16 protein-coding genes and 1 tRNA gene are annotated in these 14,729 nt (G+C 67.1%); 9 read left to right on the top strand and 8 right to left on the bottom strand.

Annotated elements, in window-relative coordinates; genetic code table 11:
* Positions 1–159 precede the first annotated feature (159 nt).
* The 5 genes from rsgA to ACIA8C_RS17290 all read right to left on the bottom strand — a co-directional run bounded on the left by rsgA (position 160) and on the right by ACIA8C_RS17290 (position 5,079).
* The gene (gene rsgA, locus ACIA8C_RS17310) at positions 160–1,206 is read right to left on the bottom strand and encodes a ribosome small subunit-dependent GTPase A (protein ID WP_397135589.1); all 1,047 of its coding nucleotides are present in this window, start codon (positions 1,204–1,206) and stop codon (positions 160–162) included.
* Between the two features lie 207 nt (positions 1,207–1,413).
* Positions 1,414–2,427: a glycosyltransferase gene (locus ACIA8C_RS17305; protein WP_397135587.1), complete on the bottom strand. Its 1,014-nt coding sequence runs from the start codon at positions 2,425–2,427 to the stop codon at positions 1,414–1,416.
* Positions 2,428–2,499: 72 nt separating this feature from the next.
* Complete coding sequence (locus ACIA8C_RS17300; protein ID WP_397135585.1) at positions 2,500–3,357, bottom strand: ABC transporter ATP-binding protein; 858 nt, start codon at positions 3,355–3,357, stop codon at positions 2,500–2,502.
* A gap of 10 nt (positions 3,358–3,367) precedes the next feature.
* Complete coding sequence (locus ACIA8C_RS17295) at positions 3,368–4,351, bottom strand: ABC transporter permease (protein WP_397135583.1); 984 nt, start codon at positions 4,349–4,351, stop codon at positions 3,368–3,370.
* Positions 4,352–4,473: 122 nt separating this feature from the next.
* Positions 4,474–5,079: a bacterial proteasome activator family protein gene (locus tag ACIA8C_RS17290; protein WP_396991784.1), complete on the bottom strand. Its 606-nt coding sequence runs from the start codon at positions 5,077–5,079 to the stop codon at positions 4,474–4,476.
* Between the two features lie 285 nt (positions 5,080–5,364).
* Between ACIA8C_RS17290 and ACIA8C_RS17285 the strand changes: the two genes are divergently transcribed.
* Complete coding sequence (locus tag ACIA8C_RS17285) at positions 5,365–6,567, top strand: cysteine desulfurase-like protein (RefSeq protein ID WP_364726169.1); 1,203 nt, start codon at positions 5,365–5,367, stop codon at positions 6,565–6,567.
* A 71-nt stretch (positions 6,568–6,638) separates the two neighbouring features.
* On the opposite strand, the gene ACIA8C_RS17280 is transcribed toward ACIA8C_RS17285, so the two are convergent.
* The gene (locus ACIA8C_RS17280) at positions 6,639–7,625 is read right to left on the bottom strand and encodes an NAD(P)H-quinone oxidoreductase (protein ID WP_397135581.1); all 987 of its coding nucleotides are present in this window, start codon (positions 7,623–7,625) and stop codon (positions 6,639–6,641) included.
* Positions 7,626–7,752: 127 nt separating this feature from the next.
* Here ACIA8C_RS17280 and ACIA8C_RS17275 point away from each other — a divergent pair, with 127 nt between their 5' ends.
* The 7 genes from ACIA8C_RS17275 to ACIA8C_RS17245 all read left to right on the top strand — a co-directional run bounded on the left by ACIA8C_RS17275 (position 7,753) and on the right by ACIA8C_RS17245 (position 10,653).
* Positions 7,753–8,253: a MarR family winged helix-turn-helix transcriptional regulator gene (locus ACIA8C_RS17275; protein ID WP_397135579.1), complete on the top strand. Its 501-nt coding sequence runs from the start codon at positions 7,753–7,755 to the stop codon at positions 8,251–8,253.
* A 25-nt stretch (positions 8,254–8,278) separates the two neighbouring features.
* A tRNA-Ser gene (locus ACIA8C_RS17270) sits at positions 8,279–8,363 on the top strand.
* A gap of 126 nt (positions 8,364–8,489) precedes the next feature.
* A complete protein-coding gene (locus ACIA8C_RS17265) occupies positions 8,490–8,924 on the top strand; it encodes a hypothetical protein (RefSeq protein ID WP_397135577.1) in 435 nt (144 codons plus the stop codon).
* Positions 8,925–9,108: 184 nt separating this feature from the next.
* On the top strand, positions 9,109–9,330 hold the full coding sequence (locus ACIA8C_RS17260) for a hypothetical protein (protein ID WP_397135575.1): 222 nt from the start codon (positions 9,109–9,111) through the stop codon (positions 9,328–9,330).
* A gap of 62 nt (positions 9,331–9,392) precedes the next feature.
* Entirely contained in the window at positions 9,393–9,806 is a 414-nt protein-coding gene (locus tag ACIA8C_RS17255) for a phage holin family protein (protein ID WP_397135573.1), read from the top strand.
* Entirely contained in the window at positions 9,803–10,399 is a 597-nt protein-coding gene (locus tag ACIA8C_RS17250) for a DUF3618 domain-containing protein (protein WP_397135571.1), read from the top strand. Before ACIA8C_RS17255 ends, ACIA8C_RS17250 begins: the two co-directional genes overlap by 4 nt.
* Positions 10,396–10,653: a DUF4235 domain-containing protein gene (locus ACIA8C_RS17245; RefSeq protein WP_397135569.1), complete on the top strand. Its 258-nt coding sequence runs from the start codon at positions 10,396–10,398 to the stop codon at positions 10,651–10,653. Before ACIA8C_RS17250 ends, ACIA8C_RS17245 begins: the two co-directional genes overlap by 4 nt.
* Here the strand turns inward: ACIA8C_RS17245 and ACIA8C_RS17240 are convergent, their stop codons facing one another.
* Complete coding sequence (locus ACIA8C_RS17240) at positions 10,654–11,739, bottom strand: nitric oxide synthase oxygenase (protein ID WP_397135715.1); 1,086 nt, start codon at positions 11,737–11,739, stop codon at positions 10,654–10,656.
* A gap of 785 nt (positions 11,740–12,524) precedes the next feature.
* Here ACIA8C_RS17240 and ACIA8C_RS17235 point away from each other — a divergent pair.
* Complete coding sequence (locus ACIA8C_RS17235) at positions 12,525–13,595, top strand: alpha/beta hydrolase (protein ID WP_397135567.1); 1,071 nt, start codon at positions 12,525–12,527, stop codon at positions 13,593–13,595.
* A 4-nt stretch (positions 13,596–13,599) separates the two neighbouring features.
* Here the strand turns inward: ACIA8C_RS17235 and hisC are convergent, their stop codons facing one another.
* The gene (gene hisC / locus ACIA8C_RS17230) at positions 13,600–14,679 is read right to left on the bottom strand and encodes a histidinol-phosphate transaminase (RefSeq protein ID WP_397135565.1); all 1,080 of its coding nucleotides are present in this window, start codon (positions 14,677–14,679) and stop codon (positions 13,600–13,602) included.
* Positions 14,680–14,729 lie beyond the last annotated feature (50 nt).

Raw genomic sequence — 14,729 nt, 5'->3', positions numbered from 1 at the left:
AGCGCCGCAGGTAAGGCCCCGCAGCCTTCCACCGTGTGCACAATAAGCGTAAACCCTCGTCATATGCAACGGGTTGCATAGGGCGGTCGAGCCGCGGGGGCTGGTGCGCGGGGCGGGCGGTCGCTGATCGCCGACAGGGGACCACCCGCCCTGCGCGTTTCAGCGGCGGGAGCCGCGTTCCCGATAACCCTGCCGCTGCTGTTTGGCGATTACGCGCCAGTCGCGTTTGCGCTCGGCTTCCAGGCGCTTGTCGGCGCGGGCCGCCATCCAGGCGTTCTCCTTGGCCAGCTTGCGGTAGCTGTCGAAGCGCCGCTGGGGGAGTTCGCCGTTATCGATGGCGGCCAGCACGGCACAGCCCGGCTCGCCGTTGTGCGCGCAGTCGCCGAATCGGCAACGGGCGACGAGGGATTCGATATCGCTGAAGGTCTTCTCGATGCCTTCGGCGGCGTCCCACAGCCCGATCCCGCGCAGGCCCGGCGTGTCGATGAGCGTGCCGCCGTTCGGCAGCGGCCGCAGCTCTCGATGCACCGTGGTGTGCCGTCCCTTCTTGTCCGCCGCGCGAACGGCGTTGGTGGCGAACACTTCCTGCCCGAGCAGGGCATTGGCGAGGGTGGACTTCCCGGCGCCCGACGGGCCGATGAGCGCGACGGTTCCGTCGAGCATGGCCGCGAGCACGTCCAGCCCGGCACCGCTGCTCGCGCTCACCGCGAGCACACTCGCACCGGGTGCGATGGCCTGCACTTCCTGGAGTGGAATATCCACTGCCGCATCGGCTTTGGTCAGCACCACGATCGGCTGCGCATTGCTCTCCCAGGCCAGCGCGAGCATTCGCTCGATCCGCCCGAGGTCGACGTCCGCGTCGGCGGCGGTGCAGAGCAACACCGTGTCGACATTGGCGGCAAGTACCTGGCCCCGCGACCGGCCGGACACCGACGATCGCATGATCGCCGACCGTCGCGGAAGCAGCTGCCGCACAGTCAATTCGGCGTCGATAGTGACCCAGTCGCCGGTGCACAGCCCGCTGACCTCGGCATCGGCCCGAGGGCACCGGGCGCGGATGACACCGGCCGGTGTGGCGACATCACATTCACTGCGATCCATCCGGATAACCCGGGCGGGCACGCAGTTCTCCTCGATCATCGAGGCGTAGTCATCAGCTACGGCTTCGGTCCAGCCGTAAGGAACAAGAAGGTCGTTCTCGACCATGATGGAAGGAATCTTTCGTTGGGCACTGAGCCCAACGCGGACTCAGCGACTGAGGGATGAGGTGGCGTTCCGTGTGGCGGCGTGCTCGAGCACAGCTCGTCCGGACACGACAATCCGAAGTTTCCTAGCCACGGTCACACCTCCTCGCCTCTCTCGCAGTCGTCCCAACTTTGGCATGGGCCGAGCACCCACGCAACCGATTTATCGCTAGGGGCGCTGGTCGGGTTTGCCGAATTGCTCGTGCCGGCCGAGGGAGCGCAGGTGGAACCATTCGCGCAGGCCGGCCGGGTCGCGGCGGGTGACCAGGAAGAACCAGGAGAAGCGGACCCATTCCTGGGGCAGCAGCTTCCGCATGCCGGGCTGGGACATCAGGTACCCGCGGTTGCGATAGGTGAAGTACCGCTTGATCGGATCGTCCGGGTACTGGGTGTGCATGCGCCCGCCGAGGATCGGCTTGAATTCGGCGGCGCCGTTGGGATGCAGGTACGCGGTCTGCAGGCAGGTACCGAAGGGCAGCCCGGAGCGGACCAGCCTGCGGTGCACCTCGACCTCGTCGCCGCGCACGAACAGGCGCAGGTCGGGCACGCCGATCACGTCGACGGCCTTGGCGGAGATCAGGGCGCCGTTGAAGAGCGAGGCGATGCCAGGCAGGAAGTCCTCGTCGCCGAGTTCGGAACGCAGCCGCCGCCAGACCACCCCGCGGCGCAGCGGGAAGGCGAGCTGGTCGGGTTCGTTGATGTCGCAGACCACCGGCGACACCTCCACGAGCCCGTGCCGCTGCGCGCAATCCAGCAGGGTGGCAAGGACTTCCGGTCCTTCGGGGCGGCCGTCGTCGTCGGCAAGCCAGACCCAGTCCGCGCCGAGGCTCAGCGCGTGCAGCATGCCGAGCGCGAAACCGCCCGCGCCGCCGAGGTTGTGCGCCGAACCGAGATAGGTGGACTCGATCGGCTGATCGCGCACCAGGTCGGCGACCTCGGACTCGTTGGCATTATCGACCACGATCAGGTGATCGACCGGACGAGCCTGGGAGGCAATGACTTTCAGCGATTCAGCGAGCAGCTCGCGGCGCTTGTGGGTGACCACGACGGCAACGATGCGAGCCTCCGGACCGGTCCCCGTCGGTGTGTACGGCGCTGCGGCACTGGAGCTCTGCGGCGCGGCGTCGACCTGGGCTGGCGCCCCGGCCTCGATCGGGGTGTCCTGCCCGGTCGGCTCACTCATGCTGAGCCCATTCGGCATGAGTTGGGGGCCCTGCGTGGTTACGCGGGCTGCCTCCTCCGGGCCCTGACCAACTCATGCCTTATTCCGCTCCAGTTCTCGTTCGGTTCCCATGGTCTTTTCGGCTTCCAATTCGCGTTCGGCCGCCAACTCACGCAACACGGTCGCGACGTGATTGCCCGCGTCCGGTCCTTCGTACGCGCGCACCACTTCTTCGATACCGCCGCGCTGCCGGATCCGTCCGTGATCGATCCAGAGCGCCGAATCGCAGAGTTGCGCGAGAAATTCGTTGGAATGGCTGGCGAATACCAGGATGCCCGATCGAGCCACCAATTTCTGCAGACGCAGCCGGGCCTTCTTCATGAATTCGGCATCTACCGCGCCGATGCCCTCGTCCAGCAGCAGAATCTCCGGGTCGATCGAGGTCACCACGCCCATCGCCAGGCGTACCCGCATGCCCGTCGAGTAGGTGCGCAGCGGCATGTACAGGTAGTCCTCGAGATCGGTGAAATCGGCGATCTCGTCCATCTTGGCCAGCATGGACTTGCGCGTCTGCCCGAGGAAAAGGCCGCGGATGATGATGTTCTCGTACCCGGAGATCTCCGGGTCCATGCCGACCCCGAGGTCGAAGACCGGCGCGACCCGGCCGCGGATGCGGGCGCTGCCCCTTGTCGGTTCGTAAATGCCCGCGAGCAGGCGCAGCAGGGTCGATTTGCCCGCGCCGTTGTGCCCGACCAGGCCGACCCGGTCGCCTTCCTGCAGCGACAGCGTGATGTCGTTCAACGCCTCGACGACAACGACATCGGATTGGTTGCGCCCGATCGCGCCGCCCGCCTTGCCCAGGAACGCCTTCTTCAGCGACCGCGATTTAGCGTCGAAGATCGGGAATTCGACCCAGGCATGGCGGGTTTCGATACTCACATGGTCGGTCATCGATCCCCTCTTAAACCCAGTACGGCACGCGTGAGCGGAACTGCTTCATCGCGAAGATCGCCACCAGCCAGCCGACCACGGTGATCGAGCCGACGATCACCCAGTGATAAAGATGCTGGTCCTCGCCGAGCAAGGGCGCGCGAATGATCTCCAGGTAGTGGAACGTCGGGACGATCTCGGCCAGCTTCGCGCGGTCACCGACCGCACCACCCTGCGACGTCAGGCTTTTCGTGCTCCACATCACCGGGGTCAGCACGAACAGCATCAGCGTCAGGCTGCCGAGAATCGGCGCGATATCGCGGTAGCGGGTGCTGAAGATGCCGAACACGATCGACACCCACATCGCATTGAGAAAGAGCAGCCCGAGCGCGGGAATGGCGAAAATCGCGGTCCAGTGCAGTTTCTCCCAGACGCCGAACACGACGAGCACCACGAAATAGATCACCAGATTGTGCGCGAAGAACAGCAGCTGCCGCCAGACCAGGCGATAGACGTGCACGCTCAGCGCCGAAGGCAGCTGTTTGATCAGCCCCTCGTTGGCGATGAACACATCGGCACCCTCGAGAATGCTCGCGTTGATCACATTCCAGACGATGATGCCGATCGCCACATAGGGCAGGTAGTCCTTGATCTGCTGGTTCAGCAGCGCGGAGTACAGCAGGCCGATCGCCGCGGCCTGCACACCGGTCGCGATGGTGATCCAGAACGGCCCGAGCACCGAGCGCCGGTACCGCTGTTTGATGTCCTGCCAGCCGAGCGACAACCACAGTTCCCGCTGCCCGAAACCGATACGGAAGTCCTTGAACGCGCGCCGATAGGTCTGCGAATCGGACGGGAACGGTTCGGTGTCCACGGGTTCGGCACGCGCCGTCGAGGTCTCGCTCGGGGTCACCTGATCCTCTTCCGCCGCGCTGTCATCGGCGCGCACCGCGCTGTCGTCGGAGGGATCGTCCTCCGAGCGCGCGGATTCATCTGAGCTGTCATCTGAACGCACTGAGCTCTCTTCGGGACGCCCCGAACCCATGTCCGAGTCGGGGCGGGCGGCAGCGGCGGGCACGGTGCTCGACACTACCCTTGGATATTCCTACCGACCCGCGTGGACGCGGGTCGGGCACCTCATAAATACTGCCCGGAGCCGCCGGTCACATGGTTGGCCGGACCGCCGCGGGGGTCGCCGGCGTGGATGCCGGGCGGCAGCGCGCCCTGGCGCATCTGCTCCAGTTGTTGCCGCGCGGCCATCTGCTGCGCGAACAGCGCGGTCTGGATGCCGTGGAACAGGCCCTCCAGCCAGCCGACCAGTTGCGCCTGCGCGATCCGCAGCTCGGCGTCGGACGGGATCTCCTCGTCGGTGAACGGCAGCGTGAGCCGCTCGAGCTCGGCGCGCAGTTCCGGGGCCAGGCCCTGCTCCAGCTCGCGCACCGACGACTTGTGGATCTCCTTCAGCCTGGCCCGGCTCGCGTCGTCGAGCGGAGCCGCGCGCACCTCTTCGAGCAGCTGCTTGATCATGGTGCCGATGCGCATGACCTTCGCGGGCTGCTCGACCATGTCGGCGAGCGATTCGCCGGCATCGTCCCTGTCGTCCGACTCGTCCTTCTTGTCCTCGTCGGTCACCACCTGCGCGGTGAAGGGCGCGTCCGCCGCGGCCTCCGCCGGGATGACCAACGGACGACCGTCCGGTCCGACAACGACGATGTGGTCCGGGGCCTCATCCGATTGCGTCATGGTCCCTATCATGTCGCGTCGTTCCCGAACGCGCTAAGCCGGTGTTCACCGGCCTGTGCATAACCGGCTGCGACCAGGTTGCTCCGGTACTCTTGGAGCGCTTGCGAGCGTGAATGCCCGAGGCCGCGCATGGCGACCCGGTGGCGTTCTATTCTGTTCGGGTCGTGTGGTTCGGATTTGCTGAAAGTCGGTTGCCATGCTGAGTCCCAGGTCGCTGTGCCCCCGCTATGAAGCGGAGGGGAACGCGGTTACACAGGCTCGCCCGCTGCCCTTAGAGTGGCCAACATGACTTACGACGTCGCGAGGGTTCGGGGCCTGATACCGTCCCTCGGCGACGGCTGGATTCATCTCGACCCGCAGGCGGGCATGCTGGTGCCCGATGCGGTATCTCGCGCCGTCTCAACAGGATTCCGAACTTCCTCTTTTTCGCATATCGGTCGCAATGGTGCCGCGGTGCGCAGCGCCGCCATTCTGGACGCGGCCCGCGAGGCGGTGGCGGATCTGGTCGGCGGCGATCCGGCGGGCGTTGTGCTCGGCCCGGATCGGGCCGTGCTGCTCGCCTGGCTGGCCGAGTCGTTGAGCTCGCGGCTCGGGCTCGGCACCGGCATCGTGCTGTCCCGGCTGGACGACGAGGCGAATGTCGCCCCGTGGTTGCGGATCGCCAATAGGTACGGCGCGCACGTGCGCTGGGCCGAGGTGGAGATCGAAACCTGCGAGATGCCGTCCTGGCAGTTCGAGGAGTTGATCGGGCCCACCGCGCGCCTGGTCGCGCTCACCGCCGCCTCGCCGATCGTCGGCTCCGCGCCCGCGGTCCGGGTGGCCGCCGACCGGGTGCACGAGGTGGGCGGCCTGCTCGTCGCGGACGCGTTCGGCGCGGCGCCCTACGCACTCATCGACATCGACGAACTCAATGCCGACGTGGTCGCGCTCAGCGCACCCGCCTGGGGTGGCCCGCAGATCGGCGCGCTGGTGTTCCGCGATCCGGCCTTCCTCGACCGGATTCCCTCGATGTCGTTGAACCCGTACGCCAAGGGTGCCGAGCGGCTCGAGGTCGGCGGTCACCAATACGCCCTGCTCGCCGGGCTGACCACCTCGATCGACTTCCTCGCCGGACTCGACGAGCGGGCCAGGGGCAGCAGGCGCCAGCGGCTGGAAATGTCCATCACCTCGCTGCAGGACTACCACGATCAGCTGTTCGAGCACCTGATGGACGTGCTGGACAAGATCCCGAACCTGACCGTGATCGGCCGTGCCTCCACCCGAATCCCCACCGTCAGTTTCACTCTCGCGGGCATGCAGGCCGAGAAGGTCGCCGCCAAGCTCGCCGACAACCGCATCGGCACGCTCAGCGGAGTGCACGGCGGCAGCCGCCTGCTGGACGCGCTCGGCGTCAACGACGAAGGCGGCGCGGTCACCATCGGCCTCGCGCCCTACACCACCAAGTTCGAAATCGACCAGCTCGGCCGCGCCCTCGCCGCCTTGGAGTAGGTCTCCCGCGCTCGGATCTGACTCCCGCGCAACAATTCTCATGTACTCGCGCCAGGCTGATTCGTGCGCGGTCAGAGGTCCTGTACGCGCAGAACGACTTTGCCGAAGGCTTCGCCGGATTCCAGAAGTCGATGCGCCTCGCCCGCCTCGGCGATCGGCACTTCCGCGTGGATGACCGGTGCGACGGTGCCGTCGGCGACCAACGGCCACAGGTTGCGGCGCACTTCGGCGATGATCTCGGCCTTGCTGCCGTGGCCGGTGGCCGGGCGGTTGCGCACGTTGGTGGCGTGCACGGTACCCCATTTACGCAGCAGCGCAGCGATATTCAGCTCACCGTTGACGCCACCCTGCATACCGATGATCACCAGGTGCCCGAAATTCGCCAGCGCGTCGACATTGCGGGACAGATAGACCGCGCCCATGTTGTCGAAGATGACGTCGGCGCCGCCCTCGGCTCGTACCGCGTCGACGAAATCGTCCTCCCGGTAATTGATCAGCACGCTCGCGCCGAGTTCCTTGCACCGCGCCAACTTGTCGGCCGAGCCCGCGGTGACCGCGACCCGGGCGCCGAGGCCGCGCGCCACCTGGATCGCATGGGTGCCGATCCCGCTGCCGCCACCGTGGATCAACAGCAGCTGGCCCGACCGCAGCCCCGCCGTCATCACCAGGTTGGACCAGACCGTCGCCGCTACCTCGGGCAGCCCGGCGGCCGCGCCCAGGTCGAGGCCCTCCGGTACCGGCAGCAGCTGCGTGGCGGGCGCGACCACCTTTTCGGCGTAGCCGCCGCCGGACAGCAGCGCGCACACCCGATCCCCGACCTGCCAGTCGTGCACGCCGTCGCCGAGCTCGGCGATCACACCGGAACATTCCAGGCCGATCACCTCGCTGGCGCCAGGCGGCGGCGGGTACAGCCCCTGACGCTGCATCAGGTCGGCCCGGTTCACCCCGGCCGCGGCTACCTCGATCAGCACCTCGCCATGCCCCGGCACCGGATCCGGCGCGTCCGCCCACGCCATCGCGTCGGGCCCGGCGGAACCATTCACCTTGATCGCACGCACGAACTCCATACTGCCCCCGCGCACCCCGCCGCGGCCCGCGGGCCCCTCGCGAGCGCCCGTCCGATCCGTGCCGCTGCTTGATACGTCTTTCCCCACAGCGCGTTTCCGCAGTTGGGAGCGACATAGAATGAGCGGCGTGCATTCCGAACCGAGCAGTCCCGCGGCAGCCGAGCCGAGGTGGCTCACTCCGGCGCAGCAACGGGCCTGGCGGGCCTATATGGACGGGCACCAGCGTCTGATGGCCACCTTGAACCGGCAGTTACAGCGCGACAGCGATCTGAGCGTCGCCGAATACCGCATCCTGGTGCTACTGTCCGAAGCCCCCGGCCGTGCCCTGCGGATGAGCGAGCTAGCCGACGGCGTGCTCTCCTCCCGGAGCCGCCTCACCCACCAGATCCGCCGCCTGGAAGGCGAGCGCATGGTGCGCCGCAACACCTGCCTCGAGGATGGCCGCGGCGTCCTCGCCGAGCTCACCGACGAGGGCCTGCGCCGCCTCGAAGCCGCCGCCCCCGGTCACGTCGAGGCCGTCCGCCGCGACTTCGTCGACCTGCTCACCCCGCACCAGCTGGAAGTCATCGCCGAAGTCTTCGCCCGCATCGATCAGGAAATCGGCACGCGACCCGCCTGAGCCGTCCGCTACCATCGTGCACTGAGGAGACGTGGCAGAGCGGCCGAATGCACTCGCCTTGAAAGCGAGCGTCGAGAGATCGACCGGGGGTTCAAATCCCTCCGTCTCCGCTGGTAGACCGCAGGTCGGGCCGGTTTCGCGAAACCATCCCGGTCCTGCGGTTGCTCGTTGGATGGCTTTGTGGCGATGGAACCCGTTGTGCTCGAAGCCATTACCGGGCAGGATCCGGTCGTGTGATGAACAGACGACTCCATGGATCCATCCTGCTCGCCGCGTCCGTCGCGGCCGTGACATTCGCGCCCTTTACCGCCGCACCGGCTTTCGCGGCGGCCCAGTTCAAGGCTCCCGAGGTCACCTTCGAAGTCACCGCGCCGGGAACGGTCACGGCGACACTGCACAACACGAACGATCGCGGCCAGTGCTGGGCCGAGGCGGGCGTCGGCCCCGACAAGAACCACGTCTTCTTCGGCGAGGGCAAGCTGGAGTCGCTGGCCCAGCCGGGCCAGACGATCAAGACCTCGTTGACCGGTCTCGAGCCGGGATCCACCATCACCGCACGGGGCGGGTGTGCCGACACGAGCCCCGCGGGCGGATACGAGTTGGGTGCTCCGGTCGACATCGTCGTCACCCCCGCCGCCCCCAAGCCGCCGACCGGCAGCTTCGGCAGCTGACCGCCGCGACGAGTGGCGCGGGAGCCACGCGGTGACCACCGCCGATCCTCGCGCCGCTCGTCGGCGCTCGCCACTGCCGAAAGATGGCAGTGCACTGCCGAAAGTGCCAGTGCTGCTGGCAATTTCAATTGCCCACGGATACGGTTCGATGGTCGGGGAAGTAACCTAATCCTGGGGAGGATTCATGAGCATGCTTCGTAAGAAGATGCCGTTCGTCATTGTCGCGGCAGCGGCCATCGCCGGTTCGTTGGCGCTCGCGGCGCCGAACGCCACCGCATATCCCACGGACATGGAATGCGTTGAAGCCGGCTTGGGCTGGCACGCATGGGACGGGCCCGGGTACAGCGGCCAAGAATATGTGTGCGACTACAGCGAGGCCCAAGGCTTTCACTGGCAACCCATCTAGGCGACTCCGCGTGTTTGCCTCCCGCGACGCCGGGTAACCGGCCGTCGACTGGGAGGTGCCACATGACGGAAGCGCGAAACGGCCCACCGGCGCAGACGCGGTCGGTCGGCGAATTGGTCAACGACGCTACCGAGCAGATAAGCAGGCTGATTCGCGACGAGCTTCAGCTGGCCAGGCTCGAGGTGCAGAACAAGGGCAAGCTGATCGGCCGCGGCGCCGGCCTCGCCGGGGCGGGGGCGCTCCTTGCCTTCTACGGTGGTGCGGCCTTGATCGCCGCGGCGATATTCGCGTTGGCGATTCCGTTGCCCGCGTGGGCCGCCGCGCTGATCGTCGGCGGGGTGCTGCTCGTGGTCGGCGCCGTGCTCGCGGTGCTGGGGAAGAAGGACGTCCAAGAAGCCGTTCCGCCGGTGCCGCAGCAGGCCGCCGCCGACGTCAAACGCGATATCGAAACCATCAAGGACGGGAGACGCCGATGAGCGATCAAGGGCGCCGTGCCGGTGACAAAGCCGCCGAAGCCGACCAGCCGATCGTGAGCGGCCCGATCGACGAGGAAGCTCTGCGCACGGACCGGGACGAGACCAGAGAGCAACTCGGCCAAACGGTTTCGGAGCTCACCGACAAGCTGGACGTCAAGGGCCGGGCCGAGGACAAACTGCACGACACCGCCGACGCGGCGCGGGAAAAGGCCACGGAGACAGTCGAAGCCGCCGCCGAGAAGACAGCACAGGCCAAGGCGGCCGCGAGCCGGAAGACGGCGGAGACCAAGGCGGCCGCGAGCAAGAAGGCGGCCGCGACCAAGCAGGCAGCGAGCCAAAAGGCCGCGCAGGCCAAGGAATCCGCGACCCACCTGGCCGCCGAGACCAAACAGGCAGCCGAGGAGAAAGCTCAGCAAGCCAAGACACAGGCCCGCGAATTGGCCGACAAAGCCGAGGCCGCGACGCCCGAACCGGTCGTCGAACGAGGCAGGCAGGCCGCTGGCGTTGCTCGCAGGCAGCCCGCCGCGGTCGCCGGGGCAGCGGTGCTCGCCGCCCTCGCCGTCTGGTGGATCCTGCGCAGACGGCAGTCGTGAAGACGCTGTACAAGCCGCTGGGTCTGCTGGTCAGTGTGGTCGGCGGCTTGGTGGCCAACCTCGCGTTCACCCGCGTGTGGCGAGCGGTCAGCGGCGAAGATCAAGCGCCGAGCGCAACCGCCAAGAACTACACCTGGAGCGAGGTGTTGATCGCCGCGGCCCTGCAAGGAGCCATCTTCGGCTTGGTGAAGGCCGCGATCGATCGGGCGGGCGCGACCGGCTACAAGTCGCTGACCGGCACCTGGCCGCAATAATCACGCATCCGAGTCCCCGCTGAAATCCCGGCGGACGAAGTTGGGCCGGATATCGAGATCCGGCGGGTCGTAGTACCGATGGAAGGTCGGCGTCAGCCCCGCGGAGATCGGCGGGTTGATCCAGCTCCAGTCGGTGGGGCAGGTGCGACCGGCGGCCTCTTCCCGTTTCACGTGATCGCAGAACTGCTTGGCCACCGTGTGGTGGTCGACGATGTACACCCCCGCCTTCCGAAAGCTGTACAGCACCGCGCGGTTGAGCTCGACCAGGGCCGAGTCGCGCCACAGGGTGCGCTCGGATCGAGTGTCCAGGGACATCATTTCGGCGATCAGCGGCAGCATGTTGTAGCGATTGGTGTCGCTGAGATTACGCGCGCCGATCTCCGCGCCCAGGTACCAGCCGTTGAATGGCGCGAACGGGTAAGTGACGCCGCCGACTTCGAGATTCATGTTGGCGACCGCGGGCAGCGCGTGCCAGCGCAGGCCGAGTCCGGCGAACCACTCGAACTCCGGATGCTCCAGCTCCACCTCCCTGGCCAGCTCCGGCGGAATGTCGAACCAGCGGATCGGCTCGTCCGGTGTGCTGACCAGTAGCGGCAGAATATCGAATGGTGTTCTGGCACCGCGCCAGCCGAGCTTCATCGCGAATTCGGTGAGCGCCACATTGGCCGCGTCGCCGGTGACCGTGCCGTCCCCGTTGCGGTAGCCCGCGTACCGGATGAGCTGCGGGCTGACGATCCGGAATTCGCGCCCGTCGGGCTGTCGCGGCGGACCGACCGTGATCATCGATTGAATGGCGCCGCCATTGGTGGCCAGCTCCAGGTGCTGCCAGCAGACCTCGGCCAGATCGCGCGCGGACCGCACGCGCCGCGCGTCGAGCAATTTCAAGGAGCGCCAATGTTTTCGGCCGACGCAGCGGGCGTGGTTACGCCAGGCGAGCTTGGCGCCGATCAGGATTTCCTCGGCGGTCTGCAGATAGCCACCGGTTTGTTCGAGTTGGTCCAGTGCGATACGGCGGCGCTGCGGCGATAAATGTGCCAATTCCGGCTTGCGGAAGAATTCGTCGCAATCACGGAGCCGACGTTTCAGGTCGGTGCTGAAAGGCTTTGTGTCAGGGGAAGTTTCGAGCGGTGTTCCAGGTAACACAGGATTCACGGTTTTCTCCGGTCGGGCATCGGTACTGCGGTGAAACAGACAAGTTCGAGCGGGAGAATTCGCGTAGGCGCGCGGCCGACACCGGCACCCGTCGGCGGCCCGCGGCGGCGGGGAACACCAGTGATGCGGCGAAATAGCTTCGGCTCGAAGAGGAGTGCGCTGCCATCGGGCATTTCGCGACTCCGTACCGAACGGCCTTCCCACTTGTCGCGGCTACGCGCAGCGAGGTGACCTCGGTGCCGATGGTGCGGATCTGCGATCATGCTCGTCCTTGTTCATGCCCGGAGGAGACCCGGAGAGTAGCGTACGGCGAGTGTGCTGGCAGTGTGCCCAGATTTGCTGGATTTGCTGGGTTGGCCCAAGTCGCGGTCCGAAATCGGGTGTCGTCGAGTCCCATTGACGCCGCACGGCGTTCTGATAGCCAGAGTTTGCTGTGCGCGAACTGGCAGTCGCCGCACCTGGCCGGTGGCGCCTGCCCGGATCGCTGTTCCGACGAACCGGTCGGCCGATGGAACGGGTGATCTCGGCTACACCGATGCCGAGCCTGCGGTGCTCACTAGGTGGGATCGCCTTCGCGGCGTGCTCGCGCGCGGAAACGCAACGGTGCTGGCAGTGCCGAATTCCGAGCTCGCCGAAGCTCAAACGTGGCCCTGGTCACATCTTATGGCGACCCGCTATGGCCAGGCGATCGATCTGCGCATTTCTGGCAGGATGGTCGCATGCTGTCTCGGCGCAGGGTGCGGCGCTGGGTTTCCAGCGTCTTGGTCAGCGCGGCACTGGTTTCCGGTGCTGTGGCGTTCGGCGCTCCCCAGTTGTCCGCGGCCCCCACTGATCCCTCCAAACCAAGCTCCGGCTCCGCGGACGGCCCAGCCCCGGCCGAGCCGACCACGGACCGGCCGGCCAAACCGGTGATCGACCGCATCGAACCGATCAACGATCGGTGGCTGCGGGTCTTCGTCGAATCGCCCGCCATGAGCCGCACCGTCGAGGTGCAGGTGCTGCTGCCACGGGACACGTCGAGACCGCGGCCGACCGTCTACATGCTCGACGGCCGCAGCGCCAACCCGACCAGCAACAACTGGACCGACCTCGGCCACGCCAACCGCTTCTTCGAGGACAAAGACGTCAACGTCGTGCTCACCGTCGGCGGCCCGGCCAGCTTCTACACCGACTGGAAGAAGCCGGATCCGGTGCTCGGCACGAACATGTGGGACACCTTCCTGGCCCGCGAGTTGCCGCCGCTGATCGACGCGAGGTTCAAGGGCAACGGACGCAACGCCGTAATGGGTGTCTCCATGGGCGCCGAGGCCGCGATGATGCTGTCCGTCCGGCACCCGCAGCTCTACACCGCGATCGCGGCGCACAGCGGCTGCTTCTCCATGGGCACCGACCTCGGCCAGGCGCAAGCCAGAGCCGTGATCGCCACCTACCAGGGCGAGCCGGACAACATGTTCGGCGCGCAGGACGACCCGGCCTGGCTCGACCACGACGTCACGCTGCACGCGGAAGCGTTGCGCGGCAAGACGATCTACATGTCCGTCGGCAGCGGGGTGCCCGGCATCCACGACGTGCCGGGGGAACCCGACGTCGACGTGGCCACTGCCATCAGCTTCGGCGGCCCGCTGGAGGCCGCGACCAATGCCTGCACCCGCAGGCTCACCGATCGGCTTCGCGCCCTCGGTATCCCGGTGACCGAGGACTTCCGGGCGACCGGAACCCACTCGTGGCCCTATTGGGCCGACGAGTTGGTCCAGTCGTGGCCCGTCGTCGCGGGTGCCCTCGGCGTCTGAGGGCCTAACTCAGAAAGCGTTCGAGCACCGCCGGATCGGTGGCGAAGCTCAGGAACAGGTCGTTCTCGTGCGGATCGCCGGTGGTGACGCGCACCCCGTCGGTGCCGTAGGGGCGAACGAGCACACCAGACTCGGCACTCGCTTCGCCGAACTCGGCGCTGCGCTCGCCCAACGGCAGCCAGACGAAGTTGGTCTCGCTCGGCGGAACGACATAGCCCGCCGCGAGCAGGGCGTCGCGCACGCGATCGCGTTCGACCACGAGCGAGTGGGTGCGATCCAGCAATTCGTGCCGCGCGTCCAGCGAGGCGATCGCCGCGGCCTGCGCGACCCGATTGACGCTGAACGGGATGTGCACCTTCATCAGCGCCGTGATCACCGCCGGATCGCCGACCGCGTATCCCACGCGCAGCCCGGCCAGCCCGTACGCCTTCGAGAAGGTGCGCAGCACAACGACATTGGGTCGGGCGCGACCGAGCTCGATGCCGTTCGGGAAGTCCTCCTCGGCCAGCCGCATGTACTCGAAGTACGCCTCGTCCAGCACCACGAGCACCCGCTCGGGCACCGCGTCGAGGAACCGGGTCAGCTCGGCCGTACCGACCGCGGTACCGGTCGGGTTGTTCGGGTTGCAGACGAAGATCAGCTTGGTTCGCTCGGTGACCGCCGCGGCCATCGCGTCCAGGTCGTGCCGGTAGCCCGGGGCGAGCGGCACCTGAACGGCGGTCGCGTTGCCAACCTTGGTGACGATCGGATACGCCTCGAACGAGCGCCAAGCGAACAGCACCTCGTCGGTCGGCGCGTCACAGGTGATCTGCACCAGTTCCTGGCACAGCGCGACACTGCCGCAGCCCACCGCGACGTTCGCCTGCGTGACACCTAGGAAATCGGCCAGCGCGGCGCGCAATTCGAGCGCCTGGTTGTCCGGATACCGGTTGGCCAGCTCGGCCGCCTCGGCGATCGCCTTGGCAGCCGCGGGTAGCGGGCCGAAGGTCGTCTCGTTGCTGGCGAGCTTGACCGCGCCGGGATGGTCGCGGCCTGGGACATACGCCGGAATCGAATCGAGGTCCGGCCGAGTAGACGCTGTCACATACCAACCATAGGTGGCGTGCCGCAAAGCCTTGCGTGCGTACCGGAAAT

Origin of the sequence: Nocardia sp. NPDC051321, assembly GCF_044455225.1 — a bacterium.
GTDB lineage: Bacteria > Actinomycetota > Actinomycetes > Mycobacteriales > Mycobacteriaceae > Nocardia.
This window is presented reverse-complemented; position numbering and strand designations above follow the sequence as displayed.

What these genes read in the sequence shown, in the direction of transcription:
- ACIA8C_RS17235 (WP_397135567.1), top strand. Translation starts at nt 12,525, where the DNA reads ATGCTGTCTCGGCGCAGGGTGCGGCGCTGGGTTTCCAGCGTCTTGGTC.
- ACIA8C_RS17250 (WP_397135571.1), top strand. Translation starts at nt 9,803, where the DNA reads ATGAGCGATCAAGGGCGCCGTGCCGGTGACAAAGCCGCCGAAGCCGAC.
- ACIA8C_RS17255 (WP_397135573.1), top strand. Translation starts at nt 9,393, where the DNA reads ATGACGGAAGCGCGAAACGGCCCACCGGCGCAGACGCGGTCGGTCGGC.
- ACIA8C_RS17290 (WP_396991784.1), bottom strand. Translation starts at nt 5,079, where the DNA reads ATGACGCAATCGGATGAGGCCCCGGACCACATCGTCGTTGTCGGACCG.
- ACIA8C_RS17285 (WP_364726169.1), top strand. Translation starts at nt 5,365, where the DNA reads ATGACTTACGACGTCGCGAGGGTTCGGGGCCTGATACCGTCCCTCGGC.
- ACIA8C_RS17305 (WP_397135587.1), bottom strand. Translation starts at nt 2,427, where the DNA reads ATGAGTGAGCCGACCGGGCAGGACACCCCGATCGAGGCCGGGGCGCCA.
- ACIA8C_RS17275 (WP_397135579.1), top strand. Translation starts at nt 7,753, where the DNA reads ATGAGCGGCGTGCATTCCGAACCGAGCAGTCCCGCGGCAGCCGAGCCG.
- ACIA8C_RS17300 (WP_397135585.1), bottom strand. Translation starts at nt 3,357, where the DNA reads ATGACCGACCATGTGAGTATCGAAACCCGCCATGCCTGGGTCGAATTC.
- ACIA8C_RS17265 (WP_397135577.1), top strand. Translation starts at nt 8,490, where the DNA reads ATGAACAGACGACTCCATGGATCCATCCTGCTCGCCGCGTCCGTCGCG.
- rsgA (WP_397135589.1), bottom strand. Translation starts at nt 1,206, where the DNA reads ATGGTCGAGAACGACCTTCTTGTTCCTTACGGCTGGACCGAAGCCGTA.
- ACIA8C_RS17260 (WP_397135575.1), top strand. Translation starts at nt 9,109, where the DNA reads ATGAGCATGCTTCGTAAGAAGATGCCGTTCGTCATTGTCGCGGCAGCG.